At 63.5% G+C, this 12,339-nt stretch carries 11 protein-coding genes; 6 read left to right on the forward strand and 5 right to left on the reverse strand.

Annotated features, from left to right (window positions below; all coding sequences use genetic code 11):
- Window positions 1-95 precede the first annotated feature (95 nt).
- Window positions 96-1,160: a heat-inducible transcriptional repressor HrcA gene (hrcA, locus tag GOX53_RS08225; RefSeq protein ID WP_171175214.1), complete on the forward strand. Its 1,065-nt coding sequence runs from the start codon at window positions 96-98 to the stop codon at window positions 1,158-1,160.
- A 10-nt stretch (window positions 1,161-1,170) separates the two neighbouring features.
- Window positions 1,171-1,734, forward strand: coding sequence for a nucleotide exchange factor GrpE (locus GOX53_RS08230; protein ID WP_171175216.1), 564 nt, complete (start codon window positions 1,171-1,173; stop codon window positions 1,732-1,734).
- A 58-nt stretch (window positions 1,735-1,792) separates the two neighbouring features.
- On the opposite strand, the gene mutS is transcribed toward GOX53_RS08230, so the two are convergent.
- Window positions 1,793-4,405, reverse strand: a complete 2,613-nt coding sequence (gene mutS, locus GOX53_RS08235) for a DNA mismatch repair protein MutS (RefSeq protein ID WP_171175585.1) — start codon at window positions 4,403-4,405, stop codon at window positions 1,793-1,795.
- A gap of 162 nt (window positions 4,406-4,567) precedes the next feature.
- On the opposite strand from mutS, the gene GOX53_RS08240 reads away from it, so the two are divergent.
- Both GOX53_RS08240 and GOX53_RS08245 read left to right on the forward strand, forming a co-directional pair.
- The gene (locus tag GOX53_RS08240) at window positions 4,568-6,823 is read left to right on the forward strand and encodes an NADP-dependent malic enzyme (protein ID WP_171175218.1); all 2,256 of its coding nucleotides are present in this window, start codon (window positions 4,568-4,570) and stop codon (window positions 6,821-6,823) included.
- A gap of 3 nt (window positions 6,824-6,826) precedes the next feature.
- On the forward strand, window positions 6,827-7,699 hold the full coding sequence (locus GOX53_RS08245; RefSeq protein WP_171175220.1) for a ribokinase: 873 nt from the start codon (window positions 6,827-6,829) through the stop codon (window positions 7,697-7,699).
- Here the strand turns inward: GOX53_RS08245 and msrA are convergent.
- Window positions 7,696-8,358, reverse strand: a complete 663-nt coding sequence (gene msrA, locus GOX53_RS08250) for a peptide-methionine (S)-S-oxide reductase MsrA (protein WP_171175222.1) — start codon at window positions 8,356-8,358, stop codon at window positions 7,696-7,698. The two genes, GOX53_RS08245 and msrA, sit on opposite strands and share 4 nt — an antisense overlap.
- 144 nt (window positions 8,359-8,502) lie before the next feature.
- On the opposite strand from msrA, the gene GOX53_RS08255 reads away from it, so the two are divergent.
- Together GOX53_RS08255 and GOX53_RS08260 are read left to right on the forward strand one after the other, a co-directional pair.
- The gene (locus GOX53_RS08255) at window positions 8,503-9,414 is read left to right on the forward strand and encodes a D-amino acid aminotransferase (RefSeq protein ID WP_171175224.1); all 912 of its coding nucleotides are present in this window, start codon (window positions 8,503-8,505) and stop codon (window positions 9,412-9,414) included.
- A complete protein-coding gene (locus GOX53_RS08260) occupies window positions 9,411-10,124 on the forward strand; it encodes an HAD family hydrolase (protein WP_171175226.1) in 714 nt (237 codons plus the stop codon). Before GOX53_RS08255 ends, GOX53_RS08260 begins: the two co-directional genes overlap by 4 nt.
- 133 nt (window positions 10,125-10,257) lie before the next feature.
- On the opposite strand, the gene GOX53_RS08265 is transcribed toward GOX53_RS08260, so the two are convergent.
- From GOX53_RS08265 to GOX53_RS08275, 3 genes are all read right to left on the reverse strand, one after another.
- Window positions 10,258-10,542 (reverse strand): SCP2 sterol-binding domain-containing protein, encoded by a 285-nt coding sequence (locus tag GOX53_RS08265; RefSeq protein WP_171175228.1) that lies wholly within the window; start codon window positions 10,540-10,542, stop codon window positions 10,258-10,260.
- An 84-nt stretch (window positions 10,543-10,626) separates the two neighbouring features.
- Window positions 10,627-11,046, reverse strand: a complete 420-nt coding sequence (locus GOX53_RS08270; protein WP_171175230.1) for a DUF1810 domain-containing protein — start codon at window positions 11,044-11,046, stop codon at window positions 10,627-10,629.
- Window positions 11,043-12,269, reverse strand: coding sequence for an argininosuccinate synthase (locus GOX53_RS08275; protein WP_171175232.1), 1,227 nt, complete (start codon window positions 12,267-12,269; stop codon window positions 11,043-11,045). Before GOX53_RS08275 ends, GOX53_RS08270 begins: the two co-directional genes overlap by 4 nt.
- Window positions 12,270-12,339: the final 70 nt, after the last annotated feature.

Genomic DNA, 12,339 nt, shown 5'->3' on the forward strand with positions numbered 1-12,339 from the left:
CTGGGTTGGGGATACCGTCCGCAGGCGTGGCGATGCAACCCCGATTGACCTTTCGCGCATCTGGGATTTAATGACGAGCCAGCCGGGGAACACCGATGAGTGATGCGAGTAAAATTCTGGACGAAATGAATCATCGCTCGCGCGAGGTGTTCCGGCTTATCGTGGAAAGCTATCTGGACAGTGGTGAGCCGGTGGGCAGCCGCACTCTGACCCGCACCTTGTCCGAAAAGGTCAGCGCCGCCACGGTGCGCAACGTGATGCAGGATCTGGAGTTTCTGGGCCTGCTGGACAGCCCCCATGTCAGTGCGGGCCGTATCCCGTCGCAGGCCGGGTTGCGGATGTTCGTGGACGGGTTGCTGGAGGTTGGCGATCTGGACGCGGATGACCGGCATAAGCTGGACGCGACCCTGGGGGCCAATGCGGGCGATGTGGGCGGAATGCTCGACAAGGTGGGCGCGGCGCTGAGCCGGGTGACGCATGGCGCCTCGCTGGTGCTGACGCCCAAGCACGAGGCCGAGATCAAGCATATCGAGTTCGTCTCGCTGGGCCATGACCGGGCATTGGTGGTGCTGGTGTTCTCGGACGGGCATGTGGAGAACCGCCTGTTCACCCCGCCGCCGGGGCAGACGCCAAGCTCGATGCGCGAGGCGGCGAATTTCCTGAACGCGCTGATCGAAGGGCGCACGCTGGGCGAAGTGCGCCGGATCATCCAGGCCGAGATTGCCGCCAGGCGGCAGGAGATCGACGTGCTGGCCCGCGAGATGGTGGAAAGCGGGCTGGCGATCTGGGACGGCGAGGGGCAGGATTCGGCGCGTCTGATCGTGCGGGGCCGGGCGAATCTGCTGGAAGGGGCGGATCAGGAAGAGGAGTTGGAGCGCATCCGGACCCTGTTTGACGACCTTGAACGCAAGCGCGACATCGCGGAATTCCTGGAACTGACCGAAGATGGCGAGGGTGTGCGCATTTTTATCGGGTCCGAGAACAAACTTTTCTCACTTTCGGGTTCCTCTCTGGTGGTGTCTCCATATATGAACGCTGATCGAAAGATCATTGGCGCGGTGGGAGTGATCGGCCCGACGCGCCTGAATTACGGACGGATCGTGCCGATCGTGGATTACACGGCGCAGCTGGTCGGAAAGCTGATTTCCGACCGGAGTTAGAGGTAGAGACATGGCAGAGCCAAAGAACGAAGATTTTCTGGACGATATCGCCACCGCCGAGGCGGAAGAGCTGGCCGAGGAACTGGCCGAGATCAGTGAAGAGGCGCTGGAACTGGACGCGCTGCGGGCCGAGCGGGATGAGCTGAAGGACAAGTTCATGCGCGCGCTGGCCGATGCCGAGAACGCCCGCAAGCGCGGCGAGAAGGCGCGCCGGGACGCCGAGCAATATGGCGGCTCGCGCCTGGCCCGCGACATGCTGCCGGTCTATGACAACATGAAACGCGCGCTTGAGGCGGCGACCGATGAGCAGAAAGAGGTCGCGGCGGCCCTGATCGAAGGCGTCGAGCTGACCATGCGGGCGCTGCGGGACGTGTTCCAGAAGCACGGTATCCAGATCGTGTCGCCACAGGTGGGCGACCGGTTCGATCCGCAGATGCATGAGGCGATGTTCGAGGCTCCGGTGCCAGGCACCAAGGCGGGCGACATCATTCAGGTATCCGCCGAGGGGTTCATGCTGCACGACCGTCTGCTGCGTCCGGCGCAGGTGGGCGTGTCGTCGACGCCGGCGAGCTGATACGCGCCTTGCGGCGCGTGCCTTCGGCGAGAGTATTTGGGAAAAGATGAAGGCGCGGTCAGGTGTTGGCCGCCTCTTTCAGTTTGTAGATCAGGTCGAGCGCTTCGCGGGGGGTCAGCTCGTCGGGCAGGATTTCCTTGAGCATGTCGTCCACGGGAGAGGCTTTGGCAGGGGGTGGCGGGGGAGGTGCAGCGGAGAAGAGCGGCAGATCGTCAATCAGTGTCTTTTGCTTGCCGCCTTCGCGTTCGCTTTTCTCAAGCTGGTCCAGCACGACGCGGGCGCGTTCGACCACCGAAGGCGGCAGGCCCGCGAGTTGGGCGACCTGCACGCCGTAGGAACGGTCGGCGGCGCCTTTGCGGACCTCGTGCAGGAAGATCACTTCGCCTTCCCACTCCTTGACCGCGACGGTGGCGTTGTCGACGCCTTCGAGGTTGCCCGCCAGGGCGGTGAGCTCGTGGTAGTGGGTGGCGAACAGGGCGCGGCATTTGTTCGAGGCGTGCAGGTGTTCCAGCGTGGCCCAGGCGATGGAGAGGCCGTCATAGGTGGCGGTACCGCGTCCGATCTCATCGAGGATGACCAGCGCGCGGTCGTCGGCCTGATTGAGGATGGCAGCGGTTTCGACCATCTCCACCATGAAGGTCGAGCGCCCGCGCGCCAGATCGTCCGAGGCGCCGACGCGGCTGAAAAGCTGGCTGACCAGACCGATATGGGCGCGCTCCGCCGGAACATAGCTGCCCATTTGCGCCAAGAGTGCGATCAGGGCGTTCTGGCGCAGGAAGGTCGATTTACCGGCCATGTTGGGGCCGGTGAGCAGCCAGATCGCGGCGCCCTCCTCGGCAGCCAGGTCGCAGTCGTTGGCGATGAAGGTACCGCCGCTTTGCTGCCGCAGCGCGTGTTCGACCACCGGGTGGCGGCCGCCTTCGATGGCGAATGTGCGGGTCTGATCGACGGTGGGGCGGCACCAGGCCTCACCGCGTGCCAGATCGGCGAGCGCGGTGGTGAGGTCCAGTTCGGCGAGGCCGCGCGCGGCAGCGTTCAGACGGGCGGCCTGATCCAGAACGGCGCCGGAAAGCCCGGAATAGAGCCGCTTTTCGATCTCAAGCGCCAGATTTCCGGCGTTCAGGATGCGGGTTTCGATCTCGCTGAGCTCCACCGTGGTGAAGCGCACCTGATTGGCGGTGGTCTGGCGGTGGATGTAGGTTTCGCTGAACGGCGGGTTCAGCATCTTGGCCGCGTGGGTGGCGGTGGTTTCGATGAAATAGCCCAGCACGTTGTTGTGCTTGATCTTCAGCGAGGCGATGCCGGTGTGCGCGGAGTATTTCTGCTGGAATCCGGCGATGACCGAGCGACCCTCGTCGCGCAACGTGCGGGCCTCGTCCAGTTCGGCGTCATAGCCGGGCGCGATGAAGCCGCCGTCGCGGGCGAGCAGCGGCGGGTCGGCAATCAGTGCGTCATCGAGCAAGGAGAGCAGGTCATCAAAGCCCAAGAGATTGCGCATCGCTTCGGCTAGAAGCGGCGGCAGTTCCTCGGCCTCGCAGATCCCGGCGATGGCGGCGGCTTGCGCCAGACCGTTGCGGATCGCGGCCAGATCGCGGGGGCCGCCGCGGTCCAGCGACAGGCGCGATAGGGCCCGGTCCAGATCGGGGGTCTTGCGCAGCGCCTCACGCAGGTCGGGGGCGATCAGGCTTTGTTCCAGGCAATATTCCACCGCGTCGTGGCGGGCGTGGATGGTGTCGAGGCTGCGGGAGGGGCTGGACAGGCGCTGTTCCAGCAGCCGCGCGCCGCCGGGGGTGACGGTCCGGTCCACTACCGACAGCAGCGAGCCCGCGCGTCCGCCCGACAGCGACCGGGTCAGTTCCAGATTGCGGCGGGTGGCGGCGTCGATCTGGACGGCGCGGTCCTCGGACTCTTTTTGCGGGGTTTGCAGCAGCGGCAGTTTGCCCTTTTGGGTGATCTCCAGATAGTCGATCAGCGCCCCCATGGCGGCCACTTCGGCCCGGTCGAAACTGCCGAATGCGTCCAGCGCACCGACGCCGAACAGGGTGCAGATGCGTTTTTCACCCGCCGTGCTGTCGAAACTGGCGCGCCCAACCGGTGTGATCGGGATGCCGAGGTCGGTGGAGAGTTCAGACAGTTTCGCTTCGGTGCCGTCGGCCACGATCAGCTCGGACGGGGCGAGCCGCGCCAGTTCCGGGCCAAGGCGGACGGGGGTCACGGGCATCACGTGAAACGCGCCGGTCGAGATGTCGGCCCAGGCAAGGGCGGCCTCATCCCGGACCTCGGCATAGGCCGCCAGAAAGTTGTGACGCCGCGCCTCCAAAAGCGCGTCTTCAGTCAGCGTGCCGGGGGTGACCAGACGCACCACATCGCGTTTTACGACCGATTTAGAGCCTCTTTTCTTGGCCTCCGCCGGGCTTTCCATCTGCTCGCACACGGCCACGCGAAACCCCTTGCGGATCAGCGTCAGCAGATAGCCCTCGGCGGCGTGAACCGGGACACCGCACATCGGAATATCGTTGCCGTTGTGCTTGCCGCGCTTGGTCAGCGCGATGTCCAGCGCCTCGGCCGCGTTCACCGCATCCTCAAAGAACATCTCGTAGAAATCGCCCATGCGATAGAACAGCAGGGCGTCGGCATGGGCGTCTTTGATGTCGAGATATTGCGCCATCATCGGCGTGACTGTGGACAAGGTAGGCGTCTCCGGGCGGGTTCCGGTCGCGACCTTACAAATCCGCCGACTGCGGCGAAAGGTGAAAACGCATTGCCGTTGAGACCTGCGGTTGCCTGCGGTAAGAGGCGAAAGCCCCGCACCTGCAAAGAAACGACATATCCCATGCCCAAAGCGAAAATCACCGACGAAGAGGCGCTGGCCTTTCACCTGGAACCCAGCCCCGGCAAGTGGGAGGTGCAGGCCACCGTCCCCATGACCACCCAGCGCGATCTGTCGCTGGCCTATAGCCCCGGCGTGGCAGTTCCGTGCGAAGCCATCGCGGCCAGTCCCGAGACGGCCTATGACTATACCAACAAGGGCAACCTTGTCGCCGTGATCTCGAACGGGACGGCGGTTCTGGGTCTGGGTAATCTGGGCGCGCTGGGCTCGAAGCCGGTGATGGAGGGCAAGTCGGTCCTGTTCAAGCGGTTCGCCGACGTGAACTCGATCGATATCGAGCTGGATACTGAAGATCCGGATGAGTTTTGTCGCGCGGTGCGTCTGATGGGGCCGACCTTTGGTGGCATCAACTTGGAAGACATCAAAGCGCCCGAGTGTTTCATCATCGAGCAGCGGCTGAAGGAAGAGATGGATATTCCGGTCTTCCACGACGATCAGCATGGCACGGCGGTGATCTGTGCGGCGGGTCTGATCAACGCGCTGCATATCTCGGGCAAGAAGATCGAGGATGTGAAGATCGTTCTGAACGGGGCAGGTGCGGCGGGGATCGCCTGTATCGAGCTGCTCAAGGCGATGGGCGCGCGGCATGAGAACTGCGTTGTCTGCGACACCAAGGGCGTGATCTATCAGGGCCGCACCGAGGGCATGAACCAGTGGAAATCCGCCCACGCGATCACGACCGAGCTGCGCACGCTGGATGAAGCGATGAAAGGGGCCGATGTGTTCCTGGGCGTGTCGGTCAAGGGTGCGGTGACGCAGGATATGGTTGCCTCGATGGCCGACAATCCGGTGATTTTTGCGATGGCCAACCCCGATCCCGAGATCACGCCGGAAGAGGCGCATGAGGTGCGGGTGGATGCGATCGTGGCCACCGGGCGCAGCGATTATCCCAATCAGGTCAACAACGTCCTTGGATTTCCCTACCTGTTCCGGGGTGCGCTCGACATTCATGCCCGGGCCATCAATGACGAGATGAAGATCGCCTGTGCCCATGCGCTGGCGCGTCTGGCGCGTGAGGATGTGCCGGACGAGGTGGCGATGGCCTATGGCAAGACCCTGACCTTTGGCCGCGACTACATCATTCCGACCCCGTTCGATCCGCGCCTGATCCACCGCATTCCGCCCGCGGTGGCGCGGGCCGGGATGGATACCGGCGCGGCGCGGCGTCCGATCATCGACATGGATGCCTATGAGCTGAGCCTGAAATCGCGCATGGACCCGACCGCGTCCATTCTGCGTGGCCTGAACGCCCGTGCGCGGGCGGCGCAAAGCCGGATGATCTTTGCCGAGGGCGACGATCCCCGCGTGCTGCGCGCGGCGGTGATGTATCAGCGCTCGGGCTTTGGCAAGGCGCTGGTGGTGGGGCGTCCGGATGACGTTCGGGAAAAGCTTGAGACCGCCGGTCTGGCCGATGCGGTGCGCGAGATCGAGGTGGTGAATGCCGCCAATACCCAGCATCTGCAGACCTACAAGGATTTCCTGTACAGCCGCCTGCAGCGCAAGGGGTTCGACGGCAAGGATGTGCACCGTCTGGCGGCGCGCGACCGGCATGTGTTCTCGGCGCTGATGCTGGCGCATGGGCATGCGGATGGTCTGGTGACGGGCGCGACACGGAAATCGGCGCATGTGCTGGACCGGATCAACCACGTGTTCGACGCCGATGCCACCCATGGTGCCGCCGGGGTGACCGCGCTGCTGCACAAGGGACGGATCGTGCTGATCGGCGACACGCTGGTGCATGAATGGCCCGACGAGAACGATCTGGCCAATATCGCCGAACGTGCCGCTGCCGTGGCGCAGCACATGGGGATCGAGCCGCGCGTGGCCTTCGTCAGCTTCTCGACCTTCGGCTATCCGGTCTCGGAACGCGCCGAAAAGATGCATGTGGCGCCCGAAGTGTTGGACCGGCGCGGGGTCAATTTCGAATACGAAGGCGAGATGACCGTGGATGTGGCTCTGAACGTGGACCAGCAAGAGGCCTATCCGTTCTGCCGTCTGACTGGCCCGGCGAATATCCTGATCGTGCCGGCGCGGCACTCGGCCAGTATCTCGACCAAGCTGATGCAGGAGATGGGCGGCGCCACGGTGATCGGGCCGATCTTGTCGGGCGTGGACAAGCCGATCCAGATCTGTTCGACGGTGTCGACCGCGAATGACATCCTGAACATGGCCATTCTGGCCTCCTGCGATATCGGGTGAGCCATGGCGATCTGGAACCTCGGCTCGATCAATGCGGATATGGTCTATGCGGTGCCGCACCTGCCCGGGCCGGGGGAGACGCTGGCCGCCTCCAAGCTGGAGCAGTTTCTGGGTGGTAAGGGCGCCAACATGTCGGTGGCGGCGGCGCGCGCGGGATCCCATGTCTGTCATATCGGTGCGGTGGGTCCCGAGGGGCGCTGGGCGGTGGAGCGGCTGACCGAATACGGCGTCGATACCCGCCATATTTCAGAGGCGGAGGTGCCAACCGGCCATGCGATCATTGCCGTCGATGCCGGCGGAGAGAACCAGATCGTGCTGTTTCCCGGCGCCAACCACTCCATTGGGGCGGATCAGTTGGGGCAGGCGCTGTCCTCGGCGCAGGCGGGCGATCTGCTGGTGATGCAGAACGAAACCAATGCGCAGGTCGAGGCCGCGAAGATGGGCCGCGATCTGGGGCTGAAGGTCTGTTATGCCGCTGCACCTTTTGAGGCGGAGGCGGTGCAGGCGGTGCTGCCGCATCTGGATTTCCTGATCCTCAACGAGGTTGAGGCCGAGCAGTTGCAGCAGGCCAGCGGCCTTTCACCTGACCAGCTTCCGGTGCCGCAGGTGATCGTCACGCTGGGGTCGCGGGGCGCGCGGTATTTCGACACGGCATCAGGCGAGACGCAGGAGTTTCCGGCGTTCAAAGTCGAGGCGGTCGATACCACTGGCGCGGGTGACACGTTCACTGGCTATGTGCTGGCGGGGATCGACCGGGGGATGCCGATTGCGCAGGCGATTTCGCAAGCGATACGTGCCGCGGCCATCATGGTCACGCGGCACGGCACGGCGGATGTGATTCCCGATCTGAAAGACGTGCAGGACGCCCGGTTTTAACTCCCCGCAAAGGGCGCGGCGTCACCCCAGAGCTGTTTCACGCGTTGGTCGCGGCCACAGGCCTTGCGATAGGCCTTGTAGGCGCTGGCCTGACGCTTGGGGCCGAAGCGGGTCAGGATCAGCTTGTCCCCCTTGTAATAATCCTGGTGATAGGCCTCGGCGGGATAGAACTTGCCCGCGCTCAGGATCGGCGTGACGATTTTCTGGCCCAGATCGCCCTGCGCTTTGGCCTTGGCCTGCTCGGCAATCGCCTTTTCGCCCTTGTTAGAGACGAAAATGGCGGTCCGATAGCTCTCACCCCGGTCGCAGAACTGGCCGCCTGCATCCGTCGGATCGACCGAACGGAAGAACAGGTTCAACAGCCGCTGGCGCGAGACCTTGTCGGGATCGAATGTGATCTGCACCGCCTCGTAATGGCCGGTGCCGCCGCGCGAGACCTGCTTGTAGGTCGGGTTGTCCACCTTGCCGCCGGTATAGCCTGACACCGCGCCGAGCACGCCCGGCACGCCTTCGAAATCGGATTCCACGCACCAGAAACAGCCTCCCGCGACGGTCAGGGTTTCCGGGCTGCCAGCCTGGGCAGACCCGGCCTGCATCAGGGTGGTCAGGCTCATGGCGGCGGCAAGGGCGATGGGTTTGAGCGTATCGGTCAGGGTCATGGCGATCCTCCTTTGCGGACAAGCTGCCCTCGGGTCGCGCGCCGGGCAAGATGGTGACGCAAAATGTCACGCGCTGGTGAGAGGAGTTTACCCCTTGGATACGTCTCAAACCGGGATTAGCGTGCGCGCCAAGAGGAGGAGCAGATGACCGACAAGATGAGCACCCATCAGGCCGAGGATGACGTCCGCAACGAGGACATCCTGATTTATGTCGATGGTCGCATCGTGCCCAAGGCGCAAGCCACGGTCAGCGTCTATGACAGCGGCTTCATGCTGGGCGATGGCGTGTGGGAGGGGTTGCGCCTCTATGACGGCCACTGGGCGTTTCTGGACGAACATATCGACCGGCTGTTCGAGGCGGCCAAGGCCATCGATCTGGATATCGGGCTGGACCGGCAGGGGGTGATCGACGCGCTGCGGGCGACGCAGGAGGCCAACGGCATGACCACCGATGCCCATGCGCGGCTGATGGTGACGCGCGGGGTCAAGATGCGCCCGTTCCAGCACCCGTCGCTCAGCCGATCCGGCCCCACGATGGTGATCATCATGGAGCATTCACGGCCGAAACTGCCACGCCCGATCCGGCTGGCCACGGTGCCGCATCTGCGCGGGCTACCGATGACGCAGGACCCCAAGCTGAACTCGCATTCCAAGCTGAACTGCATCCTGGCCTGTATCGCTGCGGAAAAGGCGGGGGCGGATGAGGCGCTGATGCTGGATGTGAACGGGTTCGTGAACACCACCAATGCCTGCAACTTCTTCATCGTGCGCAAGGGCGAGGTTTGGACCTCGACCGGTGATTACTGCATGAACGGGATCACGAGGGCCAAGGTCATCGATCTGTGCCGGGCCGATGGCATTCCGGTTTATGAGCGGAACTATTCGCTGGTCGATACCTATGGCGCGGATGAGGCGTTTCTGACCGGTACGTTCGGGGCGCAGACGCCGGTGAGCGAGATTGACGGGCGGGTGATCGGAGCCGGGCAGATGGGCCCGGTGACCGAGCGTATTCGGGATTTATATAAAGCATTGATCCAGCAGGAGATTTCCAAATGAAGATCGCCATGTGGTCGGGGCCGCGCAACCTGTCGACGGCGATGATGTACGCTTTTGGCGCCCGCACCGATTGCGCCGTTGTCGATGAGCCGTTCTATGCCGCCTATCTGGCGCTGACCGGGTTGGATCATCCGCTGCGCGAAGAAATTCTGGCCTCGCAGCCGCAGGACCCGGCCGAGGTGGCGGCAAAGCTGGCGGGCCCCAACCCGGTGGCGCGCCCGTTCTGGTATCAGAAGCACATGACTCAGCACATGATTGCGGGCGTGCCGCGCGACTGGATGCGCGAGGTGCGCAATGTGTTCCTGATCCGCCACCCGGCGCGGGTGATCGCAAGCTATGCCGCCAAGCGGGAAAACCCGACGCTGGACGATATCGGCTTCTGGCAGCAGGCCGAGCTGTTCGATGAGGTGCAGGGCTGGGGCGGCGATCCGGTGGTGATCGACAGCCACGATATCCGTGAGGACCCGGGCGGGATGCTGGAAAAGCTGTGCGACACGATCGGCGTGCCCTGGTCGCCGCATATGCTGAGCTGGCCCAAGGGCGGACACAAGAGCGATGGCGTCTGGGCCGCGCATTGGTACGGCGCGGTGTGGAACTCGACCGGGTTTGCGGGTCCAGAGGGGCCCTTGCCGGAGGTGCCGGAGCATTTGCAGCCGGTGCTGCAGGCGGCGCTGCCGTTTTATGAGAAGATGCGGGCAGTAAAGCTCTGACCGGGTTGGGGGCTCTGCTCCCGTCCTGCGTTGCGCGCCCGGGGCTCCGCCCGTTCACAGGCGAAACTGTCCACTGGACAGTTTCCGGGAAGCCTGTTCACCCCACCGGGATATTTTCAAACAGAAGAAGGGGTTATTTGAGCAGTTGCCCAAGCTTCATCGCAACGCCCATGTCGCCCGAGATCTTGAGCTTGCCCATCATCACCCCGGTCATCGGGTTGAGCTTGCCGGTCAGCAGTTTGGTCAGGTTGTCGGTCGAGATGCGGATCGTGCAATCGGTGTCCTGATCCCGGGTCGATGCGGCGTTGTCGGCCAGCACGATGACGCCGTCCGTGCCGCAGTCGAATTTCAGCGAGCCGTCGAAGTTTTTGCCTGCAAGGCCGGTCTGAATACCGTCCGCGATGTCCTGAAGGGGCATCGGTGTCTCCTGTCCAGTTTCCGGCCATTTAGGAGGGCGCATCACGCGCGGGCAAGCCTGACCTAACGGGATCTGACGCCGGTTTTACGTGGATGTAAACTGAAGGGTCAGCGGGCAAGGCCCCTCGTAGAACGCGTCGAGAACCTGTTTGAACTCCAGTGGAGCGTTTTTGGTCAGCGAAAACAGCGTCATGGAGGACCGCAGCTTCATCGCATCGACCGGGCCGAGGATCGCGCTTGCCGATGTGCCGGAATGAGACAGCATCAGGCGGGACACCTCGATCAGCCGATCCCGCAGAACCGGGTTGGCCAGATAGTCGGCGGCCTGATCCAGGTCGGCGATGCCATAGCGCTGGGCCGTGGGAGAGCGGCCAAGGGCAGAAAGCTGGGGAAACACGAACCACATCCAGTGGCTCGTCTTCTGGCCCTGCTCAAGCTCTTTCAGGACCGAGGGCCAGACCCGGTCCTGAGCTTTGATGAAGAGAACGGGGTCGAGTCCGCTCATCCATTGGTGCGCTTGTCGCGCATCGCCAGCAGGCGCAGGCGCAGGGCGTTCAGTTTGATGAAGCCTGCCGCGTCTTTCTGGTCGTAGGCGCCGGCGTCCTCTTCGAAGGTCACGTGCTCTTCGGAGTAGAGCGAGTGATCCGACCAGCGGCCCACGCAGGTGGCCAGACCCTTGTAGAGCTTGATGCGGACGGTGCCGGTGACGTGGTCCTGGCTCTTGTCGATGGCCGCCTGCAGCATCTCGCGTTCGGGCGAATACCAAAAGCCGTTATAGATCAGCTCGGCATATTGCGGCATCAGCTGGTCTTTCAGGTGCATTGCACCCCGGTCCATGGTGATGGATTCGATGCCACGATGTGCCTCGAGCAGAACGGTGCCGCCCGGCGTTTCATAGATGCCACGCGATTTCATGCCCACGAAACGGCCCTCGACCAGATCCAGACGGCCGATGCCGTGTTTGCCGCCATATTCATTCAGCTTGGTCAGGATGGTGGCCGGGCTCATCGCCTCGCCATTGATGCTGACCGCGTCGCCTTTTTCAAAGCCGATTTCGATGAATTCGGGCTCGTTCGGCGCGTCTTCTGGGTGAACGGTGCGCTGATAGACGTAGTCGGGCGCCATCTCTGCCGGGTCTTCCAGCACCTTGCCCTCGGACGAGGTGTGCAGCAGGTTTGCATCGACTGAGAACGGCGCCTCACCGCGCTTGTCCTTGGCAACCGGGATCTGGTTCTGTTCGGCAAACTCCAGCAGGCGGGTGCGGCTGGTCAGATCCCATTCGCGCCAGGGGGCGATCACCTTGATATCGGGGTTCAGCGCATAGGCGGCCAGTTCGAACCGCACCTGATCGTTGCCCTTGCCGGTGGCGCCGTGGGCCACGGCATCGGCGCCGGTTTCCTCGGCGATTTCGATCAGGCGTTTCGAGATCAGCGGACGCGCGATCGAGGTGCCCAGCAGGTACAGACCCTCATACTGGGCATTGGCGCGGAACATCGGGAAGACGAAGTCGCGGACGAATTCTTCGCGGATATCCTCGATATAGATGTTCTCGGGTTTGATCCCCAGCAGTTCGGCCTTCTGGCGGGCGGGCTCCAGCTCTTCCCCCTGGCCCAGATCGGCGGTGAAGGTCACGACCTCGCAGCTATACTCGGTCTGCAGCCATTTCAGGATGATCGAGGTATCGAGGCCACCGGAATAGGCCAGAACAACTTTCTTGGGCGCGGACATCTGACTTCCCCATTATGCGAATGACGGTTGGCCCCTAACGGGTTTTGAACGTGGGGGCAAGTTGCACGGA

The organism is Ruegeria sp. HKCCD8929 (assembly GCF_013031405.1).
GTDB lineage: Bacteria > Pseudomonadota > Alphaproteobacteria > Rhodobacterales > Rhodobacteraceae > Ruegeria.